This window comes from Ruegeria sp. CDSB013 (assembly GCF_059611165.1).
In genome coordinates this window covers 168,839-191,177 of sequence record NZ_JBXWPA010000011.1, presented here as the reverse complement: position 1 = coordinate 191,177, position 22,339 = coordinate 168,839, and the positions used below count along the sequence as shown (strand labels likewise).

The 22,339-nt window shown below is 56.6% G+C and carries 20 protein-coding genes; 6 read left to right on the top strand and 14 right to left on the bottom strand.

Annotated features, from left to right (window positions below; genetic code table 11):
- Positions 1-10: 10 nt before the first annotated feature.
- The 3 genes from rpoB to rplJ all read right to left on the bottom strand — a co-directional run bounded on the left by rpoB (position 11) and on the right by rplJ (position 5,369).
- Positions 11-4,144: a DNA-directed RNA polymerase subunit beta gene (gene rpoB / locus AC2FJF_RS18325; protein WP_496726640.1), complete on the bottom strand. Its 4,134-nt coding sequence runs from the start codon at positions 4,142-4,144 to the stop codon at positions 11-13.
- Between the two features lie 252 nt (positions 4,145-4,396).
- Complete coding sequence (gene rplL / locus AC2FJF_RS18320; protein WP_037314964.1) at positions 4,397-4,771, bottom strand: 50S ribosomal protein L7/L12; 375 nt, start codon at positions 4,769-4,771, stop codon at positions 4,397-4,399.
- A 79-nt stretch (positions 4,772-4,850) separates the two neighbouring features.
- Positions 4,851-5,369 (bottom strand): 50S ribosomal protein L10, encoded by a 519-nt coding sequence (gene rplJ, locus AC2FJF_RS18315; protein WP_170417030.1) that lies wholly within the window; start codon positions 5,367-5,369, stop codon positions 4,851-4,853.
- 481 nt (positions 5,370-5,850) lie between these two features.
- Here rplJ and AC2FJF_RS18310 point away from each other — a divergent pair, with 481 nt between their 5' ends.
- Positions 5,851-6,825 (top strand): phosphotransferase, encoded by a 975-nt coding sequence (locus AC2FJF_RS18310; protein WP_496726639.1) that lies wholly within the window; start codon positions 5,851-5,853, stop codon positions 6,823-6,825.
- 160 nt (positions 6,826-6,985) lie between these two features.
- Positions 6,986-8,026 carry a Hint domain-containing protein gene (locus tag AC2FJF_RS18305; protein ID WP_496726638.1) on the top strand — a complete coding sequence of 347 codons (1,041 nt, stop codon included), beginning with the start codon at positions 6,986-6,988 and terminating at the stop codon, positions 8,024-8,026.
- Between the two features lie 160 nt (positions 8,027-8,186).
- Here AC2FJF_RS18305 and rplA read toward each other — a convergent pair whose 3' ends face one another.
- The gene (gene rplA, locus AC2FJF_RS18300) at positions 8,187-8,885 is read right to left on the bottom strand and encodes a 50S ribosomal protein L1 (protein WP_496726637.1); all 699 of its coding nucleotides are present in this window, start codon (positions 8,883-8,885) and stop codon (positions 8,187-8,189) included.
- A gap of 1 nt (position 8,886) precedes the next feature.
- Positions 8,887-9,336 (bottom strand): 50S ribosomal protein L11, encoded by a 450-nt coding sequence (rplK, locus tag AC2FJF_RS18295; RefSeq protein WP_037314971.1) that lies wholly within the window; start codon positions 9,334-9,336, stop codon positions 8,887-8,889.
- A gap of 270 nt (positions 9,337-9,606) precedes the next feature.
- Here rplK and AC2FJF_RS18290 point away from each other — a divergent pair, with 270 nt between their 5' ends.
- The 4 genes from AC2FJF_RS18290 (at position 9,607) to AC2FJF_RS18275 (ending at position 14,484) form a co-directional block, all read left to right on the top strand.
- Positions 9,607-10,797: an adenylate/guanylate cyclase domain-containing protein gene (locus tag AC2FJF_RS18290; RefSeq protein WP_496726636.1), complete on the top strand. Its 1,191-nt coding sequence runs from the start codon at positions 9,607-9,609 to the stop codon at positions 10,795-10,797.
- Positions 10,798-11,177: 380 nt separating this feature from the next.
- Positions 11,178-12,398 carry a peptidoglycan-binding domain-containing protein gene (locus tag AC2FJF_RS18285; RefSeq protein ID WP_496726635.1) on the top strand — a complete coding sequence of 407 codons (1,221 nt, stop codon included), beginning with the start codon at positions 11,178-11,180 and terminating at the stop codon, positions 12,396-12,398.
- Positions 12,399-12,862: 464 nt separating this feature from the next.
- A complete protein-coding gene (locus tag AC2FJF_RS18280) occupies positions 12,863-13,723 on the top strand; it encodes a hypothetical protein (RefSeq protein WP_496726634.1) in 861 nt (286 codons plus the stop codon).
- Positions 13,720-14,484 (top strand): hypothetical protein, encoded by a 765-nt coding sequence (locus AC2FJF_RS18275; RefSeq protein ID WP_496726633.1) that lies wholly within the window; start codon positions 13,720-13,722, stop codon positions 14,482-14,484. Before AC2FJF_RS18280 ends, AC2FJF_RS18275 begins: the two co-directional genes overlap by 4 nt.
- 131 nt (positions 14,485-14,615) lie before the next feature.
- On the opposite strand, the gene nusG is transcribed toward AC2FJF_RS18275, so the two are convergent.
- From nusG to AC2FJF_RS18230, 9 genes are all read right to left on the bottom strand, one after another.
- The gene (gene nusG / locus AC2FJF_RS18270; RefSeq protein ID WP_058272488.1) at positions 14,616-15,149 is read right to left on the bottom strand and encodes a transcription termination/antitermination protein NusG; all 534 of its coding nucleotides are present in this window, start codon (positions 15,147-15,149) and stop codon (positions 14,616-14,618) included.
- A 200-nt stretch (positions 15,150-15,349) separates the two neighbouring features.
- Positions 15,350-15,547 (bottom strand): preprotein translocase subunit SecE, encoded by a 198-nt coding sequence (secE, locus tag AC2FJF_RS18265; RefSeq protein WP_058279820.1) that lies wholly within the window; start codon positions 15,545-15,547, stop codon positions 15,350-15,352.
- Between the two features lie 68 nt (positions 15,548-15,615).
- The gene (gene ccoS, locus AC2FJF_RS18260) at positions 15,616-15,774 is read right to left on the bottom strand and encodes a cbb3-type cytochrome oxidase assembly protein CcoS (RefSeq protein WP_058272490.1); all 159 of its coding nucleotides are present in this window, start codon (positions 15,772-15,774) and stop codon (positions 15,616-15,618) included.
- A 5-nt stretch (positions 15,775-15,779) separates the two neighbouring features.
- Complete coding sequence (locus AC2FJF_RS18255) at positions 15,780-17,957, bottom strand: heavy metal translocating P-type ATPase (protein ID WP_496726632.1); 2,178 nt, start codon at positions 17,955-17,957, stop codon at positions 15,780-15,782.
- Between the two features lie 3 nt (positions 17,958-17,960).
- Positions 17,961-18,419, bottom strand: coding sequence for a FixH family protein (locus tag AC2FJF_RS18250; protein ID WP_496726646.1), 459 nt, complete (start codon positions 18,417-18,419; stop codon positions 17,961-17,963).
- A 1-nt stretch (position 18,420) separates the two neighbouring features.
- Positions 18,421-19,848: a cytochrome c oxidase accessory protein CcoG gene (ccoG, locus tag AC2FJF_RS18245; RefSeq protein ID WP_496726631.1), complete on the bottom strand. Its 1,428-nt coding sequence runs from the start codon at positions 19,846-19,848 to the stop codon at positions 18,421-18,423.
- A 100-nt stretch (positions 19,849-19,948) separates the two neighbouring features.
- Positions 19,949-20,824 carry a LysR family transcriptional regulator gene (locus AC2FJF_RS18240; RefSeq protein WP_496726630.1) on the bottom strand — a complete coding sequence of 292 codons (876 nt, stop codon included), beginning with the start codon at positions 20,822-20,824 and terminating at the stop codon, positions 19,949-19,951.
- A gap of 408 nt (positions 20,825-21,232) precedes the next feature.
- Positions 21,233-22,096 carry a cytochrome-c oxidase, cbb3-type subunit III gene (gene ccoP, locus AC2FJF_RS18235; protein WP_496726629.1) on the bottom strand — a complete coding sequence of 288 codons (864 nt, stop codon included), beginning with the start codon at positions 22,094-22,096 and terminating at the stop codon, positions 21,233-21,235.
- Positions 22,093-22,329 carry a cbb3-type cytochrome oxidase subunit 3 gene (locus AC2FJF_RS18230; RefSeq protein WP_496726628.1) on the bottom strand — a complete coding sequence of 79 codons (237 nt, stop codon included), beginning with the start codon at positions 22,327-22,329 and terminating at the stop codon, positions 22,093-22,095. The genes ccoP and AC2FJF_RS18230 overlap by 4 nt, the downstream gene beginning before the upstream one ends.
- Between the last annotated feature and the right edge of the window lie 10 nt (positions 22,330-22,339).

Below are 22,339 nucleotides of genomic sequence, written 5' to 3'. Positions count from 1 at the left end.
GTTGCCGCCCCTACTCTTCCTCCGCATCCAGGAGTTCCATATTCAGGCCGAGGCCACGGACTTCTTTAACCAGAACGTTGAACGATTCCGGTACGCCCGCTTCAAAGTTATCCTCGCCCTTGACGATCGACTCATAGACCTTGGTCCGGCCGGCGACGTCATCCGATTTCACGGTGAGCATCTCCTGCAGGGTGTAGGCGGCGCCGTAAGCTTCCAGAGCCCAGACTTCCATCTCACCAAAGCGCTGACCACCGAACTGCGCCTTACCACCCAGCGGCTGCTGGGTAACCAGGCTGTACGGCCCGGTCGAACGCGCGTGGATTTTGTCATCCACAAGGTGGTGCAGTTTCAGCAGGTACTTGATGCCAACGGTCACAGGACGCGCGAATTGCTCACCGGTACGACCGTCGAACAGAACCGACTGACCGCTTTCCGAGAAGCCTGCACGCACCAGCGCGTCGTTGACGTCAGCCTCTTTGGCTCCGTCAAAGACGGGGGTCGCGATCGGAACACCGCGGGTCACGTTGCCCGCCGCCTCGATCAGGTGACCTTCGTCCATGCCGGCAATGCCTTCTTCATAGACATTCTCGCCATAGGCCAGCTTCATCGCTTCGCGAACCGGGGTCAGGTCGCCGGAGCGGCGGTATTCACCCAGTGCTTCGTCGATGTTCAGACCCAGACCGCGTGCGGCCCAACCCATGTGGGTTTCAAGGATCTGTCCAACGTTCATACGCGAAGGCACGCCCAGTGGGTTCAGACAGAAGTCAACCGGAGTACCATCAGCCAGGAACGGCATGTCTTCCATCGGAACAACCTTGGAGATCACACCTTTGTTCCCGTGACGACCGGCCATCTTGTCGCCCGGCTGCAGCTTACGCTTCACGGCGATGAAGACTTTGACCATCTTCATCACACCCGGCGGCAGATCGTCACCACGACGGACTTTCTCGACCTTGTCTTCGAAACGGGCATCCAGAGCGCGCTTGAGCACTTCGTATTGCTCATTCAGAGCCTCTACGATCTGTGCGTCCTTTTCGTCTTCCAGTGCCAGCTGCCACCACTGACCACGGGTCAGCATGTCCAGCAGTTCCTTGGTGATCACCGATCCCGCCTTGACGCCTTTCGGGCCTTTGACAGCGGTTTTACCCAGGATCAGACCTTGCAGACGCGCATAGATGTTGCGGTCAAGGATCGCCAGCTCGTCGTCCCGGTCACGGGCCAGGCGTTCGACTTCCTCACGCTCGATCTGCAGCGCACGCTCGTCTTTCTCAACACCGTGACGGTTGAAGACGCGGACTTCCACGACCGTACCGTAGTCACCCGGCTTCACGCGCAGCGAAGTATCACGGACGTCAGATGCTTTTTCACCAAAGATGGCGCGCAGCAGCTTTTCTTCCGGGGTCATCGGGCTTTCGCCCTTCGGAGTGATCTTGCCGACCAGAATATCGCCCGGCTCAACATCCGCGCCGATGTAAACGATGCCCGCCTCGTCGAGGTTGCGCAGCGCTTCTTCACCGACGTTCGGGATGTCGCGGGTGATCTCTTCCGGGCCCAGCTTTGTATCACGGGCGGCGACTTCGAATTCCTCGATATGGACTGAGGTAAAGACGTCGTCACGCGCAATACGTTCCGAGATCAGGATCGAGTCTTCGTAGTTGTACCCGTTCCACGGCATGAACGCGACGACCACGTTCTTACCAAGGGCCAGTTCACCGATATCGGTGGACGGACCATCGGCAACAACCTCGCCTTTCGTGACAGTGTCACCCACTTTTACCAGCGGACGCTGGTTGATGCAGGTGTTCTGGTTCGAACGCTGGAATTTGCGCAGACGGTAGATGTCCACACCCGCGTCGCCCAGTTCCAGATCTTCGGTAGCACGAATAACGATACGCTGGGCATCGACCTGGTCGATGATACCGGCACGTTTCGCCTGAATCGCAGCACCCGAGTCGATCGCAACCTTTTCCTCGATACCGGTGCCGACCAGCGGCGCCTCGGCCCGCAGCAGCGGAACCGCCTGACGTTGCATGTTCGAACCCATCAAGGCCCGGTTGGCGTCGTCATTTTCAAGGAATGGAATCAGCGACGCGGCGACCGATACCAACTGTTTCGGGCTGACGTCGATCAGGTCCACATTCTCGCGCGGGGCGAGCGTGTAGTCACCGGACTGACGGGTCGAAACCAGATCGTTGATGAACTTGCCATCCGCATCCAGCGTCGCATTCGCCTGCGCCACGGTGTGACGCATTTCCTCGGTTGCGGACATGTAGTGAACCTCATCGGTCACCTCGGCGTCTTTGACGACGCGGTAGGGTGTTTCGATGAAGCCATACTTGTTCACGCGGGCGAAGGTGGCCAGCGAGTTGATCAGACCGATGTTCGGGCCTTCCGGCGTTTCAATCGGGCACATCCGACCATAGTGGGTCGGGTGTACGTCGCGCACCTCAAAGCCCGCACGTTCACGTGTCAGACCACCGGGGCCAAGCGCCGAGAGGCGGCGTTTGTGGGTGACTTCGGACAGTGGGTTAGTCTGGTCCATGAACTGCGACAGCTGCGACGAGCCGAAGAATTCGCGAACAGCGGCAGCGGCCGGTTTCGCGTTGATCAGGTCCTGCGGCATGACGGTGTCGATCTCGACCGAAGACATACGCTCTTTGATCGCGCGCTCCATGCGCAGCAGGCCAACGCGGTACTGGTTTTCCATCAGTTCGCCGACAGAACGCACACGACGGTTGCCCAGGTGGTCGATATCGTCGATGTCACCTTTGCCGTCGCGCAGCTCAACCAGCGCCTTGATGCAGGCCACGATGTCTTCGCGGCGCAGGGTGCGCAGCGTATCCGGCGCATCCAGGGCCAGACGCATGTTCATCTTCACGCGGCCAACGGCGGACAGGTCATAACGCTCGCTGTCGAAAAACAGCGTGTCGAACAGGGCCGAAGCCGCTTCGACGGTGGGTGGCTCGCCCGGGCGCATGACGCGGTAGATGTCCATCAACGCAGTGTCGCGGCCCATGTTTTTGTCCTGCGCCATGGTATTGCGCATGTAAGGGCCGACATTGACGTTATCGATGTCCAGAACCGGGATATCGGTTACGCCTGCATCAATCAGCTCTTTGACAGTGCCGCCGATCAGATCGCCGTCCTTGTCGTATTCCAGCGTCAGTTCATCGCCGGCTTCGACATAGATCGCACCGGTTTCTTCGTTGATGATGTCTTTGGCAACGAACTTACCAACGATGTGATCGAACGGAACCAGCAGATTGGTGACAACGCCCTCGTCGATCAGTTTCTTGACCGCGCGCGGGGTGACTTTCTTGCCGGCTTCGGCAATCACTTCACCGGATTTTGCGTCAATCAGATCATAGGTCGGACGGGTACCGCGTACACGCTCGGGGAAGAAGGGCGCAATCCAGCCTTTCTTCTTGTCCAGCTTGTAGGACACGGTGTTGTAATACGCGTCCATGATCGCTTCCTGATCCAGACCCAGCGCATAGAGCAGAGTGGTCACAGGCAGTTTGCGGCGACGGTCGATACGAGCGAACACGATGTCCTTGGCGTCGAACTCAAAGTCCAGCCAGCTGCCGCGATACGGGATGATGCGGCAAGCAAAGAGCAGTTTACCCGAAGAATGGGTCTTGCCCTTGTCGTGATCAAAAAACACGCCGGGCGAACGGTGCATCTGGGACACGATCACACGCTCGGTGCCGTTCACGATGAACGTACCGTTGGGCGTCATCAGGGGCATGTCGCCCATGAATACGTCCTGTTCCTTGATGTCTTTAACCGATTTGGCGCCGGTATCTTCGTCGACATCAAACACGATCAGACGCAAAGTGACCTTCAGCGGCGCGCTGTAGGTCATGTCACGCTGCATGCACTCTTCGACGTCATATTTGGGTTTTTCCAGATCGTATTTCACGAACTCCAGAACGGAGGTTTCGTTGAAATCCTTGATCGGGAAGACCGATTGGAACACGCCTTTGATGCCTTCGCCGTCTGTGGGCACATCTGCATCGCCGGAGCGCAGGAATAGATCATAAGAAGATTTCTGGACCTCAATGAGGTTCGGCATCTCCAGCACTTCGCGGATTTTGCCGTAATATTTACGAAGACGTTTCTGGCCAAGGAACGTTTGAGCCATGTCAGATGTCACCTTTCGATGTTCTCAGCGGACAAAGACACCGTCGGGCCCCGGTGCCTTGCACATTAGAGACGACACGTCCGGATCAATTCGTGGCCACCGTCCCGAATGGCAGCCTCCCGATCCGCGAACCGCGTCTTAGAAAACACCCCAATTTTCAGAGGCCCTTTCTAAGACAGGTTCGGCTGGACCCGGATTTCTCCGGATCCAGCCAAATTCTGCGGCACATCAGCGATGCACCTGTCGAATGGCTTAGGCCAGCTCGACTTCGGCGCCAGCTGCTTCCAGCTTGCCTTTGACTTCTTCGGCTTCGTCTTTCGACACGCCTTCTTTGATCTTGCCGCCAGCTTCGACCAGTTCTTTGGCTTCTTTCAGGCCCAGACCGGTGATGCCGCGAACTTCTTTGATCACGTTGATTTTCGAAGCGCCGGCGTTCTTCAGAACGACGTCGAATTCGGTTTTTTCTTCCTCAGCTGCGCCACCGGCGTCGCCACCGGCTGCCATGACAACTGCGCCGCCAGCTGCGGGCTCGATGCCATATTCGTCTTTGAGGATGGTTTTCAGTTCTTGTGCTTCCAGCAGGGTCAGACCCACGATGCTTTCTGCGAGTGCTTTCAGATCAGCCATTTTATCAGCTCTTTCCGTTTACAGTGTGTGTTCCAACGTCAGGGTGGTTACCCTACGCAGATCATTCAGTGCCAACCGCTTACGCAGCTTCCGCCTTCTCTTCGATGGTGGAAAGGATGCTTGCGATGTTGCTTGCAGGTGCGCCAATTGCGCCAGCGATGTTCGAAGCAGGTGCGCCAAGCATGCCCGCGATAGTAGCAATAAGCTCCTCGCGCGAAGGCATTTTCGACACGGCTTCGACGCCGGCACGATCCAGAGCGTTCTCACCCATTGCACCGCCAAGAATTTCGAACTTTTGGTTCTCTTTGGCGTAGTCCTGGGCCACTTTGGCTGCTGCCACAGGGTCCTCGGAATAGGTCAGAACGGTCATCCCTGTCAGCAGGTCGGCCATGCTTTCACACGGCTTACCCTCAAGGGCGATTTTGGCGAGCCTGTTCTTGGCAACACGCACGGAGCCACCCGCGTCACGAGCACGTGCGCGAAGGTCCTGCATCTCGGCAACTGTCAGACCGGCGTAGTGAGCAACCACTACGACGCCAGAGCTTTCGAAGATTTGGCCGAGTTCCTCGACCACTTTCTCTTTCTGGGCTCTATCCACAGTTCTCTCCAAGTTTGGGGCGATATCTCACCCCGGCTCATATTTGCCGCAGCTTTCGCTCCGGCGTTCAGGTCCGTTGTTACGGGATTGGCCAAAATTCGCCCGAGGGTTGGACCCCCCAGAATTCTTTGGTCTTACCCGTCTCAGGCAGGGAATTAAGGGGCCACATGGCACCACCCACCGTCTTGGACGAAACAAAATAAAGCGCACGACGAATCGCACGCTTTACTTCGTAGCCCTACTTAGGGCAGATGGGGCCGGTTTCCAAGGGGTAAATTGCGGTTTCCGCAGGTTCGCAACAGCACCTGTCGAAAACGATTTCCACCCCGTTTGGGGCTTAGCGTGTATATAGGCGCGGATTTGCGCAGCACAACGCGCAAACGCCAAATCAAGCAGGTCCAAGCATCGACTTTCCGTTGACACGGACATCGCACTGTTATCCTGTCCGGAGACTGGACAATAGCACTCAGGACTTGGCCCCTTGGCTGGAACGCTGCCCCTTTCAGACGAAGAAGATGCCCGCGTCGCCTTATTTATCGACGAGTTTTCAAACCAGTTCCTGAAAGAGCCCATCCGCCGTTATGAATGTATCTACCGATCGCACGCATTCGACGACACGCGGTCCGTCGTGATCCTGCATACCGCAGCGCAGGCTTTCGCCCTTAAGATCGATACGCAATCGCCAGACACCGGGAGATTGAAGAACGAATATGACCTGCTCGTCGAACTGTATCGATTTTTTGAGGGCAATGAGACCTCGCGCGTTGTCCGACCCGTTTACCTCTCGCCAGGTGGTGCTTTTTTGGTGACCGAATACATCAATCGGCCAACCGCCGTTGATCTGATCTACAACAGCAAAGACGATGATCAGGTCGCCCAGGTGTACCGTCGCGCGGGGTCGTGGCTGAACGATCTTCACAGTCGCAACCCGCCTGTTCGTTACACCTTTCGCCCCAGGTGGATGACAGACAGCCTGAAAGAGCTGATGACCGCCGTTCCCAACAAAATCGCGAACCAAAGCCGGACAATGGTGAACCTGATGCTGTCCGAAGGGACCCGTCTAAAGGGCACCGAGGACCTGCGCGTGTTTTCACATGGCGATTATCACGGGCAGAACTTGATTGTGGGACAGGGGAAAACGATCGGACTGGATTTCACCGAAGCCCGCGACAAGCTGGCGGTCTACGATATCGTCGATTTTCTGAAGGCGGATATCTTTCGGAATGGCGGCACATTGGGTGTCGACCGAAGCGGTATCCTTAAAAGAAACAAAGACATGTTCTTTCGCCTTTACCGACATCCTGTCAATGTTGAAATCTTGGATTATTGTCTCCGCGGACGGCTATTGAAAGACTGGTTGGCCTTGTGGCGGAACGACCACGAATGCAGCGATTTCGAAAAAGACAAGCGGCAAAGACTGGGCGATCGCCTGCAGGTCGCGTTCCAACACCGTTGAGCTGGATGGATGGTCAGCGTAAATGACGAGATTGTGAGCGACATCGCGCAAATCTTAGTTGACCGAACCATCCCAAGAAACGTTATCCCAAACCATAACCCACGCGGCGTTTGTCAGTTTAGGCCGACAAAAACCGCCACACAGAAGGTAAGTCGCTTACATGGTTCTCCGCAGTTTTTTTGCTCAGGACAGCTCCAGCCTGGTCGCTACATTCGTCCCGGATACAGCTGACGCGAACGATATCGTGGTCGGAGGCTCGATCATCAACAATTCGGACACACCGGATGGCACGATCTTTACCTACTCGGGCGGCACCGGTACCACCATAACACTGGATGACACTGCTGGCGGCCCTGACGTTTTCAACGATGACCTGCCAGCTGGCCACGTTATCACGGATGGTGGCGGCATAGTGACAAACGGCATGCAGGTAGAATCCGAGTCAATTATCACTGTGCGAGCCCTGGATGACGATCTCAACCCGACCGGGCCAGAAATCACCATCTATGTGTTTTCTCAAGGCGGCGTGACGCAGGACGTTTGGGGCTATGCTACATCTGCCCCGCTAGATCCCGGAACGTCGTATGTCAAAACCGGTGGTTCGAATGCCGGGTCGTCGGCTTATGCTGACTATGTTACCTGCTTTGGGCCGGGAACCCTTATCGAGACTGCCGACGGTATCGTTGAGGTTCAAGACCTCATAAAAGGTCAACGCGTCTGGACACGGGACAGCGGATTTCAACCGATCCTCTGGATCGGAACGACCGAGGTTCATGGTCATGGGTCATTTGCTCCGGTGGTGATCGAGGCCGGCGCTATCGGGAACACGAAAGAGCTGGTGGTTTCGCAACAGCATCGAATTCTGATCGGCTCTCCTGCCACTGACATGCTTTTTGGATCACCCGAAGTGTTCGTGGCCGCCAAGCACCTGTGTGGCATTCCAGGGGTTTCGATCCGCCCAACGGATCGCATCACCTACACTCACATCATGTTCGACCGACACCACATTGTCCGATCCAACGGCGCGCTGACAGAAAGCTACTATTATGGCGAAAGCGCAAGATACGCACTGTCGTCCCCGCAACAATCTGAAATCCTGGCGCTATTCCCATCAATCGAAGATGTCAGCGACGCGTTTCGACGCACCGCAGCCCCAACGATCAGCGCGCGTGAGGCCGGTGTATTGCGCGCATACATCTAAGCCGTAGAGGTCAGACACGCGCAGTCTTAATCCGCAGCTTCCGCCTGGCGCAGGCCACTTGAATGCGGCCTAAACGCGGACAGCCTGATCAAATTTAAGAAAAAAATCCCGGGCGGTTCGCACCACCCGGGATTTCATCTTCGCGTTGCAACAATAGGGCTTATTCGCCCGAAGCAGCGGCAACATCCAGAGTCACGCCAGGGCCCATGGTCGAGCTCAGCGCGATTTTCTTCATGTAAGTGCCTTTCGCGCCTGTCGGCTTGGCCTTGGCCACGGCCGAGATAAAGGCACGGACGTTTTCGACCAGCTTGGCCTCGTCGAATGACGCTTTGCCAACACCGGCGTGCACGACGCCGCCTTTTTCCGCCTTGAACTGAACTTCACCGCCCTTGGCTGCTTCCACGGCCGCTTTCACGTCCATGGTCACGGTGCCAACCTTGGGGTTCGGCATCAGGTTGCGCGGGCCCAGAACTTTACCCAGACGACCGACGATCGGCATCATGTCCGGGGTGGCAATGCAGCGATCGAATTCGATGGTGCCGCCCTGAATGGTTTCCATCAGGTCTTCTGCGCCAACGATATCCGCGCCTGCTTCTTTCGCTTCGTCAGCCTTGGGGCCACGAGCAAATACAGCAACGCGCATCGCTTTACCGGTGCCGTTGGGCAGGCCAACAACGCCACGAACCATCTGGTCTGCGTGACGAGTGTCAACGCCCAGGTTCAGAGCGATTTCGATGGTCTCGTCGAATTTCGAAGTTGCGTTGGCTTTGACCAGGGCAACTGCTTCGTCTACCGACAGGTTTTCCTTGCCAGCGACAGCTTCGCGCGCGGCGCGCGTACGTTTACCGAGTTTTGCCATCTTACTTCACCTCGATGCCCATAGAGCGGGCCGAGCCCAGGATGATCTGCATAGCGCCTTCGACATCGTTGGCGTTCAGATCTTTCATTTTGGCTTCGGCGATTTCGCGAACCTGCTTCGAGGTCACGGTTGCCACGGTCTCACGACCTGGGTTTTCCGCGCCACGGGGGCGGTTACGCTTACCAACCGGCTTCAGACCAGCTGCTTTTTTCAGGTAATAAGACGCGGGCGGCGTCTTGATGTCCATGGTGAAGGACTTGTCCTGATAATAGGTGATCACGGTCGGGCAAGGTGCGCCTTGCTCCATGTCTGCGGTCTTGGCGTTGAACGCCTTGCAGAATTCCATGATGTTGATGCCGCGCTGACCCAGCGCCGGACCAACTGGCGGCGACGGGTTCGCCTGACCTGCAGGAACCTGCAGTTTCATCGTACCAGCAAGCTTCTTAGCCATTTGGTTTCTCCTTTTCCAACACCCCTCTGACGCGTCATCAGGGCTATTCAGTTGTGTGGTCTGGTCCGCGAATCGCGATACGCTCGCCTTCCACAATGCTTGTCGCTTTCAACGACAGAGCTGCGCCTTACTAGTCTAAACGTCCAATGGCAAGCCGAATTTCTGATCGCCGATCTGCCTGACGTACGAATCTTGCAGTTTCAGCCCAAGACAGTCAGAGTTTCATGATACCGGTTTATACGCTACAACACGCCGCCTAACGAGAAACTCATGTTGCCCGCATCGCAAAAGCCCAGCCCGCAACAAACCAAAGTTGACGCCCTGATCGAATGGATGGTCGATGGGGCCCGCTCGGCAGGAAATGCCATAGGCATCATTGAGGGTATTTGTACGAGTCTAGTGGATGCGGGCGTAGCAATCGACCGGTTCGGGTTGTTCATCTGGACGCTTCACCCCAATCTGACAGGCCGCCGGTTCTTATGGAAGGCGGGTGAGGGAGTGGACAGGGTTGATGCCCCGCTGCAGTTGTTTACGACCGAAATTTACACGAACAATCCCTTGCCCCATGTGATCGAGCGTAAGGAAACTATTCGTCGGCACTTGGAAGACCCCGATTGCCCGGAAGATTACATCATCATAGGCGAATTGCGCGAACAAGGGTTTACAGACTATCTTGCGCAGCCACTGATCTACCTCAACGGCGATACCCACGTGTGCACGTGGTCGAGCGCATCGCCGGGCGGATTCTCAGAACGGGATTTGAATATTCTGGAGAGGGTCCGTGGACCGCTCGCACGCCTGACCGAGTCCTATATGCTGCGACTGGATGCAACCTATCTTTTGTCGACCTATGTGGGCCGGAACAGTGGCGCACAAATTCTGGATGGCAAGATACACCGCGGCGACGGAGGAGAAATCGACGCCGTCATTCTTTTCGCAGATCTTAAGGGGTTCACACAACTCTCGAATTCAGTTTCCGGAGACGCGTTAGTCAAGCTTCTGAATAATACTTTCGACTGCCTGGCCCCATCCGTGATGGATCAGGGCGGTGAAATATTGAAATTTATGGGTGACGGATTTTTTGCCATTTTCCCAACTCGGGAAAACATGCCCCCGGACGCACAGGTCAAAGCCGCAATTGCGGCGGTTCAAGAAGGTTGGCAAGCGCTGGACACGGCAAGCTTCGATCATAAACTGGGCGTCCGCACAGCGATCCACTATGGTCGGTTTCATTATGGCAACATCGGAGGTGGCGACCGGCTGGATTTTACAGCGATTGGGCCTGACGTGAATCTAACCGCCCGATTGCTTACAGCGGCGACAGAGTTAGATTCTGATCATGTCCTCTCTGACGCGGCTGCGGCAATTCTGCCAGAACTGTGCGAACAGATCGGAACGGCGTCCCTAAAAGGGTTTGGCGAGGATCAATCTGTCTGGAAAGTTCGCACAGCAAATTCATAAAAAGGGTGCCCAACAGGTCACCTCAACATAAATTTTCTGCTAAGCCCAAGTATCCCTGCTTCTTAACCTGCGTGAAGTCCAGCTCGGCCGACATCTCGCAGCCAAAGATCGAAACCAAGACCTTCGCTTCTGGTTCTCGTCGTCCACGCCGTCGCCCATACCGACGAATTCCTCGAACGGACCACAATTGACCCGCTCGTCCACATTTCGTGAGTTAGAAGACTTTTATGCCCATCGGAAAATAGCCTGAAATTGGCAAAAGTCCGCCAACCAACCGCCCTGAGACTGGGATTCGAACGTCACAGTAATGTCCAGGTCCGCGTTGAGCAATGAATGTGGTATACTCATCAAATTCAGGCGTTTTGTTTTGGAGGTAAGTTATGTTTTTTCGTTTGATAGTTACGCTCGGACTCGCCCTATCCTTTGTTGCAACCGCTCCTCAGGTGGCGCGGGCCGACGCCGGTGACTTCCTCGGCGGCGCTGTCGTTGGTGGGGTCTTAGGTTACGCGATAGGCCAGGACCAGCAGAAGAAAAAAGCCCAGAGAACGACGCGGTCAACTCGGACCTACCGTCCCGGCATACCGTCGACAACACAAGGTGCGCAAACTCAGACCGCACTCAACTACTTTGGTTACAATGCCGGAAGGGTGGATGGACAGGTCGGCCGCGGAACCCGGTCTGCGATCGAACGTTATCAGGTTTCAATGGGCTACCCTATCAATGGCTATGATTTTCAGCCGTATCAGCGCGACTTCCTTATGCAGGCCTACTATTGGGCGACAAGCGGAGGACAGGCATCGACTCAACTGTCCGGACAGCCTCTTTTGTTAGCGTACCGTCAGCAAGTGCATAGCGGCACCGCTCTGGCGGCGGCTCCGCAGCCACCGGCAGTGGCCGCCCCGGTCGCAACCGCGCAAGAGGTCGAACCCACGGCAGACGTTGCCGAAGCACCATCCACTACCCTACCGACCTTGTTTTCTGGCGGCACAACAGGCCCGTCACTCGCCAATCGCTGCAGCGCGGTTATGCTTCAGACGTCGACCAATGGCGGCTACACGACTTTGGCCAATATGTCCGATCCTGATTTTGCACTCAGCGAACAGTTCTGCCTCGCCCGTAGCTACGCGATGGCGCGCGGTGAGGATCTGATGCAGGACATTCAGGGACTGACACCAGATCAGGTCGCAGCTCAGTGTGACGCCTTTGGTGAAATGTTGGAGCCGCAAGTTGTTGCGTTGTCTCTAAACTCAAAAACAGAGTCGGAAACTCAGATGCGCAAGCTTGCTTTGGATTCCGGGCTCAGCCCTGAAGATCTTGCGGCGACAAGCAAAGTCTGCCTGGCAATGGGTTACCTGCAGGACAACATGGATACCGCTGTTGGTTCTGCACTGATGTTGGTCGCTATGGGCGAGCCAGCCTATGGAGAGTTGGTTGGGCACCACCTGCGCGAAGGCTTTGGTGTACAAGAACGCCGCGATCTTGCGATGCAATGGTACGATGCGAGCCTTTCTGCGCTGGATGCTGGATCGCAGGCTGTCTTCCTGCCATCCCAATCAGACCGCCCGCAACTCTTGCGAGCGGCTATGGTGCAGGCGAGATAAGTCGATAAACTAAACGCTATCGGCGTCTGCCAAGCTGAAACAAAAAAGCGCCGCGTTGCGTATTGCATCGCGGCGTTATCAATGTAGCCAGAAAACAACCTAGCTCTACTTCGCAAGTTGCTAGAAACCTAGTTCGACCGTGACTTCACCGCCAAAAGTTAGAACAGCAGCTTGACCGGCACGCCCCACCCGACTTGTTTCGCGCGGTCAGATACCAGACCGCGATCCCAGCAACCTCCCACGAGAGAATCTCGCCCGAAAACGGTAAAGGCGGCATGAATAGGGGAATGGTGGGGTTGGCAAGTAGCTCACACCTTGTTTCCAAAGGGCGTGTTTGTGTCCTGAACGAGCCTCTGTGACAGTTGGAAACAGCGAAACAAAATAAATAAATTGAATACATAAGTTGCTTAAGAAACGCAGGCGGGTATCTTGGTACGGCTTGGACACAGAAGAGGTGGTCAGGGATGGCATCATCTCGACTGAATAAGGGACTATTGGTCTGCATTCTTTTTGCTATGCTGCCGGGCTGTGGTAGCAAGGCTCAGGATCAGGGCGCAGAGCCGGAGGCGGTCACCCAAACCGGCGGGTCCAACAGTTCTTCTTCATACTCCTCTACGGGAATTGATCCTGCCACCTATGCCGGTCGGTTTCAGATCAAATTGAATAAAGAAGTTCCACTGCGCGATATTCCGGTTCCCTTCACTGTCTATGGTGGCCTTGAAGAAGCCAGCCCAACCCGTTTGCAACTGCGCGCCTTTATGGATTTGCGCGGATTGCAGGAAAAAGCGCCTCAAATACTGACCGGTCCCCTGGAAGAAAGCTGTAAACGCCAGATCTATCTTGAGGTTCGGGACGTCACCGCCATAGACGACACCGTAAAGATTGAAGGTTCAGCCCGTGCGCAGTTTACGAGATGTAACCGCCATGAAGAACCGGGCTTTCGGTATTTTGGGGCCACGGTAGACGCGGTCGCGGTCGCCAAGGCCGAGGTGAAGGGCCAATGCCTGACATTCAGCATCGAAGGCGTTGATCTAAATCCGCGCGGTTTTATTGGCGCTGTCTCCAATCTTTTCGGACTGACCAACCGCATCAACGAAGCCGTCCTCGAAAAAGGCGGGGAATTTTTGGCTGCGCACCCGGTCTGCCCGCCATTGCCCGCGGAGTTCACTGTACTCGACCCGATTTACGAGTCCGGGGGCACTCGGGAAATTGCGCCAGGCGGGATGGGTGCTGCCATTGTCGGGTCTGCCGATGTCAGCGCTGAGACAATTGTCGAAGTCCTTGGAGGATTGAAGGAGCTTGGCGTATTGGAGTTTGCTGAATGAGACTTTGGTTGATTTTTCCAGCCTTAATGGCAGTAGTTCTGGGAGCCCGAGCACCCGTCGCGCAACAGGTAGATTTTGTCATCGACGCGACACTGCCAGTTCGTGATACGGAATTGCCTTATACGCTTGATCTTAACCTCTCCGCTGTTGCCCCTACCCGGATCGGTGTGGGTGCCCTTCTTGATCTGCGCGAAGTACAGAAAACTGTACCTGAGCGACTGGCGGAAAACGCAATAGTCGACAATTGCGGCCTGCAAGTCCGACTGGATGAATTCGGCTTTAAGGCTGAAGACGACGCGATCGATCTGGATGGGCAAGTGACCATCACAATCTTTGAATGCAGCCGAACCAGTGAGCGCGACTTTCAGCGGGGTGAACAAAAAAACTCTATCCAGGCAAACATGTCCACCGAGGCGACTGTAGAGTTGCGGGACAACTGTGCCTATTTCGAACTTATCGACCTCGTACTCACGGCTCCCGAAGCGCAGCGCGAAAAACTCCTTGAGGACGACACGCTCGAGTCCGTCAAGAAGCTGATGTTGGCTGCCGTAGACCTTGTTTTGAACGAAACCCCTTTGTGTCCGGTACTGCCGGCAGAGCTCGCGTCTCTTGATCCGGTTTATGACTCTGGTGGCCCACGAGAGATCGGAGAAGGTGGACTTGGTGTATTTTTGGACGGTTCGGTGGATGTCAGCCCGTCGACAATTCTGGACATCCTAACAGTTCTTCAACAACAAGAACTAATTCCCGGTCCGCCCTAGCTGCAAAGCTCTTACTTTCCGGTCGATTTCTTCTGCCTTTTGCCTGCGAATTTGAAAAGCTGATGCCATAAAAGCAAAAGCGCCGCGTTGCTCCTAGCATCGCGGCGCTCCAAAATTCGCTGAAGTGGGTTTTAGCCCTGCTTCGTAACCTGCGTAAAGTCCAGCTCGACCGGGGTTTCGCGACCAAAGATCGAAACCGAGACTTTCAGCTTCTGGGCTTCGTCGTCCACACCTTCGACCATACCGTCGAAATCCTCGAACGGGCCGTCGTTGACCTTGACCTTCTCGCCCACTTCGAACGAGATCATCAGTTTTGGCGCGTCCTCACCTTCCTGAACACGGTTGAGGATCTGGTTCACCTCGGCGTCGCGCATCGGCATCGGGCGGCCCTGCGGGCCCAGAAAGCCGGTAACCCGGTTGATCGAGTTGACCAAGTGATAGCCCTGATCCGACATTTCCATATGCACCAGCACGTAGCCGGGCATAAAGCGGCGTTCGGTCGTGACCTTCTTGCCCCGGCGCACTTCGATCACCTCTTCGGTGGGCACCAGTACTTCGTCGATATCGTCCTCAAGGCCTTGCTCAGCCACGGACGTGCGGATCTGCTCTGCGATCTTCTTTTCGAAGTTCGAAAGAACGCTGACCGAGTACCACCGTTTCGCCATGAACCTGTCGTCCTTGTTTGCCTTCGGTGCGTTCGGAATGCCGCAAGCACCGTCATTGAAATTCTGCCACGTCACCCGGAATAAAAAGCGGCGCACAGCCCGAATCGCCGCACGCCCATTCCGAATAGTACTGTGTCAACTACTCTGACATCCCGCGCTGTGCAAGGGGGCTGTGGCGTTTCCGCCCGGCCCAATCCGGTTTAACCGAATGCGCCCAGGATCAGTTGCAGACCGCCGCGAATACCCAGATCGACCAGCGCAAAGAACACAGCGGTCAGCGCCGCCATGATGAACACCATGACCGTGGTCAGCAGAACCTCGCGCCGGGTCGGCCAGACGACCTTCGAGACTTCGGCACGGACTTGCTGAATGAACTGGATCGGATTCATAGTTGCCATTTGGCTTGGTTCTCTCTGCTAGCGGATGGGCCGGACATAACCGGGCATTGCGGCAATTTCAAGAGTGGTCAGGACTTGGGCTTGTCATCCCATTCATCGCTGAGGATACGCCGCGCGTCACCTTCGGGATCATCGTACTGGTTCGACCGCACCGTGTAGATAAACGCCACAAGGCCAACCCCGCCCAAAAACAGGGAAATCGGTATGAGATAGGCCAGAACTTCCATATTAACTACCTCAGGCGCAGGGCATTCAGGGACACGGTAATCGACGACGTCGACATCGCCAATGCCGCGATCAGAGGTGTGGCGAACCCGGCCACGGCCAAGGGTACCGCGATGATATTGTAAACCGTGGCGATGCGAAAGTTCTCGCGAATCCTTTTGGTCGCCTTCACTGCTGTGTCACAGGCATCTGCAATCGGGGACAAATCGTTGCCCAGTAATACGATATCCGACGCCACTCGCGCTGCGTCCAGCGCCGAGGCAGGTGAAATTGACACATGCGCCGCGGCAAGCGCGGCCGTATCGTTCAGCCCGTCACCAACCATCAGGACGTGGCGGCTCTGGTCGCTGAGCTCCTGTACATGGGTGGCTTTATCCTGAGGCAGCGCCTCGGCAATCCATGTTTCAATCCCAAGCTTGTCGGCCAGCGATTGAACTGCGCCCCGCGTATCACCCGAGATGAGAACGACGCTCTTTCCGCCGTCACGGAACGCCTGCACAGCCTCGGCCGCGCCCGGACGCAGAGAATCCGAGAACAGAAACGCAACCGGTGACTGCCCCGTGACCGCCAACCAAGCTGCCGTCTGATCACCTTCGGTCGCGCCGGTCCAACCGGCGCGCCCAAGGCGCACACGCTGATCACGGTAGGTTCCTTCGGTGCCATAACCCGGAACCTCGACCACATCCTCAAGTCTGGCAGGCTTGATCCCGGCATCTCTGGCGGACTTGGCAAGCGACACCGACAACGGATGCGAAGACGCCTCGGCCAGTGCCAGTGCAATCTCAAGATCCGCGCGGGAATGATCCTCAAGATTGGTCAATTCCGGAGTGCCGGATGTAAGTGTGCCGGTTTTATCAAAAACGACCGTATCAACCTCGGCCAGACGTTCCAGCGCAGTAGAATGTTTGATTAGCATCCCCTTGCGGAACAATCGCCCCGAGGCCGCCGTCGTCACAGCGGGCACAGCAAGCCCCAGCGCACAGGGGCAGGTGATGATCAGAACCGCTGCAGCGATGTTCAGCGCGGTTCGGATATCGCCGGAATAGATGTACCACCCAAGGAAACTGAGCGCGGACAGAATATGCACCCCTGGCGCGTATAGCTTGGCCGCCTTGTCAGCCAGCGACGTATAGCGCGATCGACCGGATTCGGCGATGGCCACCAGATCCGCCATACGGTGCAGTGACGTATCCTCGCCTACCGCCGTCGTCCGGACCGTCAGCGGGCCTGTCAGGTTGACTTCACCTGCGCTGACGGCAAGACCGGCTTCGGCAAAGACAGGCAAGGTCTCGCCCGTCAACAATGACCGGTCGAGCTCCGATTTGCCCGATACAATCTCACCATCCACAGGCATACGCCCGCCGGGCCGAACTAGAATCAGATCACCAACGGCCATGCTTGCGACGGACACCTCTTCTTCCGCCCCATCCACCAAGCGAATTGCACGCGGCACTTCCAAGGCCGTCAGTTCTTCGGCTGCTGATCGCGCTGCGGCGCGGGTGCGGTAGTCCAGATATCGGCCCGCGAGCAGGAAGAAAGTCAGCGTCAGTGCGGCGTCGAAATACGCATGCTCTCCGCTAAGCGCGGTTTCCCAAAGCGACGTCATGAGCGCCAACAGAATGGCCAGCACAATCGGCACATCCATGTTCAATCGTTTGACGCGCAGCGCACTCCAGGCGTTGGCAAAGAAGGGCTGCGCTGAAAAGGCAATCGCAGGCAGAGCAATGGCCGCTGAAATCCAATGAAACAGGTCCCGCGTTGCATCCGTAGCCCCTGACCAGACCGACACAGACAACAGCATCACGTTCATCGACGCAAAACCAGCCACCGCCAATCGCATCAGCAGATCACGCCCGGCCTTGTCGGATTGGGTTGCCGACAAAGCGCCCGGGTCCAGCTCATGCGCCTCGTACCCGGCGCGCTCCAAAACGGGGATCAGGTCGGCAGCGTGTGTCTCAGCGGCTGCTTTGACCATTGCACGCTTGAGCGTCAGATTGACCCGCGCGTCCTCGACACCCGGATGGGCGTTCAGCGCGCGCTCAACATTCGCAATACAGGCCGAGCAGTGAATGCCGGGCAGGGATAGGGCAATCTGCACATCTTCAGGAACGGGTCGCGCTGGTTCCGCCGGTGCTGCGATGCAACCGGGGCATGCCGCCGTACCTGAGCTGAGCTGAGCGGTCATCCCCTACCCTTTCACATACAACGGAACCCGCTGCGCAAATTCGGCACCGCTGTTGTCTTTGGCCACCAGACGGATGTTCCAGTTCCCCTTGCCCAGCGCTGCGGGCGTGGAATAGGCGGTCCCGTCAAAAGTGAAATCCGGGGTGAAATCCTCTTTCACATGCGTCGCCCGGCCAACAACTGCCTGCAGCTCGGCCACCTGGACCGGCGCGCCGGTTTGGTCGGTGATGTGCAGGATCAAAAGACCGCCATTGGTCTCAGCCCGGATTTCCCAACCCAAGGCCTGTTGCACTTTCAGGCGCTCGTTGAACTCCTGACTGGCGACGTAAGAGTTTTTGACCTCGAGCCCGGGAAAGGTTTGGACAGCTTTGTAGGCCAGCACGAGATTCACGGAAATGATCACCCCGAAAGCAGCGACAAAGATCGCCAGAAAGTGCTTTCCAGTAAATTGACGCTCGGCCATCTCAGTTTCCTCGTCCATTGAACGTCGTGTCCTTGTAGGCGCGCTCACCGCTTTCGATATCCTCGATCCAGATCCGAACCGGTGTCGCGTCCGCCGCTGCCGGATCCGTGTCTTTCGAGGCGATAATATAGACCCGCTGCAATTGCGCAGTATCCGCCGTGACATTCACCGTATCAAGTGGCGTGCCTTCGATCACGATCCGCATCGCCGGATCACCGGACAGGGACAGCTTGAACAGCCGTTCCTCGCCATGTTTGTTCCGCACGCGCACGTCATAGGTATTGCGGATCGTGCCGTCGGACAGGGTGACAAAGGTCGGGTTGCGAACCGGGGCCACGGTAACTTCGATGTCGGACCGGATGAACAGGGCAAAGAGCAGCCCAAAGCCGACAAGTGACCAAAGGGCCGTGTACAGGATGGTCCGGGGCCGCAGGATGTGTTTCCAGACATTTTTGGGAGGTTTACCTGCCCGCTCGTTGGCTTCGTCGCTCAGGGCCATATAGTCGATCAGACCACGCGGCTTGCCGATCTTGGCCATCATGTCGTCACAGGCGTCGATACACAGCGCACAAGTAATGCATTCCAACTGCTGTCCGTCGCGAATGTCGATCCCAACCGGGCAGACATTGACGCAGGCCATACAGTCGATGCAGTCGCCCAGCTCAGAATCCGCAGTTCGTTTGCCCTTGCCACGCGGCTCACCACGCCATTCACGGTACCCGACGACGAGTGTATCCTCGTCCATCATAGCCGCCTGAATCCGCGGCCATGGGCAGGCATAGATACAGATCTGTTCGCGCGCGAAGCCACCGAACAGGAAGGTCGTTCCCGTCAAAATCAGTACTGTCGTATAGGCAACCGGATGGGCATTCCCGGTCACAAGGTCCCGCAGAAGTGTCGGCGCATCGGCAAAATAGAACACCCAGGCGCCACCGGTCGCCAGACCGATCAAAAGCCAGGCACCCCATTTCGTCAGCCGCAACCGCGCTTTACGAAAGTCTAGCTTTTCCTGCCGATGCAGACGCAATCGGGCGTTGCGATCTCCTTCGATCCACCGTTCGACAAGGATGAACAGGTCAGTCCAAACCGTCTGCGGGCAGGCATATCCGCACCACACGCGCCCCAGCGCCGAGGTGAACAGGAACAACCCCAACCCGGCCATGATTAACAGACCGGCAACAAAGTAGAATTCATGCGGCCAGATCTCGATCCAGAAGAAATAGAACCTGCGGTTGGCCAAATCCAGCAACACCGCCTGATCCGGCAGGCTGGGCCCCCGGTCCCATCTGATCCACGGGGTGATGTAATAGATCCCCAGCGTGACCGCGAGAATAATCCATTTCAGGTTGCGAAACGGCCCGGACACGCGGCGCGGAAATATGGGTTCTCGTGCGGCGTAAAGGCTGGGTGCGGGGTCGGAATCGCTCACGGGCTGGCTCCAGATGTGGCTATATCACGGTGTCTTTTTCCAGAACACAAAGGTAGCCACTTTGACATGGGTCAAAAGCGCATCGTGCAGACACCTTTTGTCACATCTTACCAGCTTGCCGCCTGAGCCATGCAATAAAAGTTTTTGCCGCCGGACGCAGAGGGAAATCACCAGTAACAAGGTGATATCCGCTGTTTTCGGGCTCGCGAAACAGTTCGATGATTTGGCCCGACGTGATTTCTGCTTCGACAAAATGCCGCGCCGTGACGGTTACGCCCTGCCCCGCGCGCAACCCTTCCAAAAGCAGATTGCCGGGTAATGAGATTCGCCCTGCGTTTGGCCCTTGCCCGACACCACGTCGGGCCAGCCAGTTGGTTGCCTCGGTGGTGCCGAACTCTTCAAGCCAGGGCAGTTCGCTGAGCTCGTCTGGCGTCCACGACGTTTTTCCCCCCACCAGATTGCGGGCCGCGACGATCACCATAGGGCTTTGCAGCAACATTTCTGTACGGACACCGGGCCATGTGCCTGCACCATAGCGGATGGCCACATCGACACCGCCGGGATCTAGGCTGACCAGTGCAGGTGACGGATCAAGCGCCAATTGGATATCCGGGTGTTCGGCCTGAAATGCAGGCAGGCGGGGCATCAGCCATGACGCGGCAAATGACGACGTCAAAGAAACATGAACCGGACGATCCTGTTTGGATTGGGTCAGTTCGACCAAGGCATCGCCAATCGCACCGAACCCAAGATGCACGGCGCGCGCCAACCTTTCACCTTCAGGCGTCAAGGTCATGGATTTGCCGGACCGATCCAACAGCGCAACTCCAAGAAATTTCTCAAGCACGCGCAATTGCTGGCTGATGGCAGCGTGGCTGACATTCAGTGAGTTGCCCGCTTCCACAACATTCCGTGTCGCCGCAAAAGCGGAAAAAGCTCTGAGCGATGCGAGCGGCGGCATTTCCATCCAGTTCATATGTAAGCCCTGATTACATATAGAAATGCTAATTGAGTCGCATTTTGCAGTCTGAAAATCAATCCTGATGACAGAAGAACCAAAACTCAGGAGATGTCAGATGCTCTCAATTCTTGCAAAGTCATTCATGATCGCCACTCAGACACATGAGCTGGATGAACCAAAATCATCGGATCGATCTGACAGACAAAGGCAACGCTGGTTGCCGGAAAGTCATTGGTGGAGGCAACACAAACGCGCCAGTTTTTCGCAATGCAAATAGCAAACCGAAGCCCGCGTCTGGACCGCCTCGCTGGTGATTTGTAAGGTAGAGAGGCAGCACCGGCTGTTCAGGAAACGCGCGAACAGATGGAACAGCCGGTGCCTCAACCTTCGGACGGCGAACCGTCCGAAGGTATTCTTTTGAGGTTACTGACCGCCACCCAACTGGTGGACATAGGCGGTGACAGCGCGGATTTGCGCTTCGGTCAGGCGGTTTTCCCACGGGGGCATCACGCCAAAGCGGCTATACTGTACCGTTTCGGTCAAAGCCTCTTCGCTGCCACCATAAAGCCAGATCGCATCCGTAAGGTTCGGTGCACCTTGAGTGACGTCACCCTTGCCGTCTTCGCCATGGCAAACCGAGCAGTTGTCCTCAAAGACAACCTTGCCTGCCTGTGCCGCCGCGTGGTCGGTCTGCGCATTGGTCAGCGACATGACGTACTGTACGACCTGAGTGATCTCCTCTTTCTCGAGGATTTCGCCAAAGGCTGGCATTTCGGAATAACGTGCATCGTCGCTTTCTTCATTCCGAATACCATAGGCAATGGTGGTCTCGATATCTTCCAGCGAACCGCCCCAGAGCCATGCGTCATCCAGCAGGTTCGGGAAGCCCGGCGCACCCTGCGCGCCCGAACCGTGGCACTGCGCGCACCATGTCCGGAATACCGCGCCGCCCGCATTGACCGCATATTGCTGCAGCTCCGGATCTTTCGAGACATCTTCAAGCGAGGTTTCAACCAGTTTGGCGTTCCACGGCGCATTGGCCTCTTCGAAGGAAACGATCTCTTCCTGCACCAATTCTCGTGAAGACCAGCCAAGGACGCCCGCAGTTGCGGATTGAACAAGCGGCCAGGCCGGATACATGATCGTGTAGATCACACCCCAGATGATCGTGACGTAAAAGGTCCACAGCCACCAACGTGGCATCGGATTGTCGAATTCCTCGATGCCGTCCCAGCTGTGGCCCGTGGTATTCGGATCGCCCGGCTGTTTTTCAGGTATCTTGCTCATTGCCGCGCCTCCTTGGATGTGGCGGGTTTGTCGCCCCCACGGGGCGCAGCTGTTTCGTCACCCTTGCGGGGCGCTGGGGCATCTTCGTGCCGGAACGGGATGTTGGCGGTGTCCTTGTATTCCTTGCTGGAACCGGGGCGGAACACCCAGATCACGATGCCAACAAAGAAGGCAAACAGCAGCAACAGCATCCAGCTATCCGCGAATTGCCTCAGGATTGTGTATTCTTCCATCACACCCTCC

Coding starts and splice junctions, on each gene's coding strand:
- AC2FJF_RS18280 (WP_496726634.1), top strand. CDS start 12,863: ATGGCATCATCTCGACTGAATAAGGGACTATTGGTCTGCATTCTTTTT.
- ccoP (WP_496726629.1), bottom strand. CDS start 22,096: ATGAGCAAGATACCTGAAAAACAGCCGGGCGATCCGAATACCACGGGC.
- AC2FJF_RS18285 (WP_496726635.1), top strand. CDS start 11,178: ATGTTTTTTCGTTTGATAGTTACGCTCGGACTCGCCCTATCCTTTGTT.
- rplA (WP_496726637.1), bottom strand. CDS start 8,885: ATGGCAAAACTCGGTAAACGTACGCGCGCCGCGCGCGAAGCTGTCGCT.
- AC2FJF_RS18275 (WP_496726633.1), top strand. CDS start 13,720: ATGAGACTTTGGTTGATTTTTCCAGCCTTAATGGCAGTAGTTCTGGGA.
- rplK (WP_037314971.1), bottom strand. CDS start 9,336: ATGGCTAAGAAGCTTGCTGGTACGATGAAACTGCAGGTTCCTGCAGGT.
- AC2FJF_RS18240 (WP_496726630.1), bottom strand. CDS start 20,824: ATGAACTGGATGGAAATGCCGCCGCTCGCATCGCTCAGAGCTTTTTCC.
- nusG (WP_058272488.1), bottom strand. CDS start 15,149: ATGGCGAAACGGTGGTACTCGGTCAGCGTTCTTTCGAACTTCGAAAAG.
- AC2FJF_RS18250 (WP_496726646.1), bottom strand. CDS start 18,419: ATGGCCGAGCGTCAATTTACTGGAAAGCACTTTCTGGCGATCTTTGTC.
- AC2FJF_RS18230 (WP_496726628.1), bottom strand. CDS start 22,329: ATGGAAGAATACACAATCCTGAGGCAATTCGCGGATAGCTGGATGCTG.
- rpoB (WP_496726640.1), bottom strand. CDS start 4,144: ATGGCTCAAACGTTCCTTGGCCAGAAACGTCTTCGTAAATATTACGGC.
- secE (WP_058279820.1), bottom strand. CDS start 15,547: ATGGCAACTATGAATCCGATCCAGTTCATTCAGCAAGTCCGTGCCGAA.
- AC2FJF_RS18255 (WP_496726632.1), bottom strand. CDS start 17,957: ATGACCGCTCAGCTCAGCTCAGGTACGGCGGCATGCCCCGGTTGCATC.
- rplL (WP_037314964.1), bottom strand. CDS start 4,771: ATGGCTGATCTGAAAGCACTCGCAGAAAGCATCGTGGGTCTGACCCTG.
- AC2FJF_RS18290 (WP_496726636.1), top strand. CDS start 9,607: ATGTTGCCCGCATCGCAAAAGCCCAGCCCGCAACAAACCAAAGTTGAC.
- AC2FJF_RS18305 (WP_496726638.1), top strand. CDS start 6,986: ATGGTTCTCCGCAGTTTTTTTGCTCAGGACAGCTCCAGCCTGGTCGCT.
- ccoS (WP_058272490.1), bottom strand. CDS start 15,774: ATGGAAGTTCTGGCCTATCTCATACCGATTTCCCTGTTTTTGGGCGGG.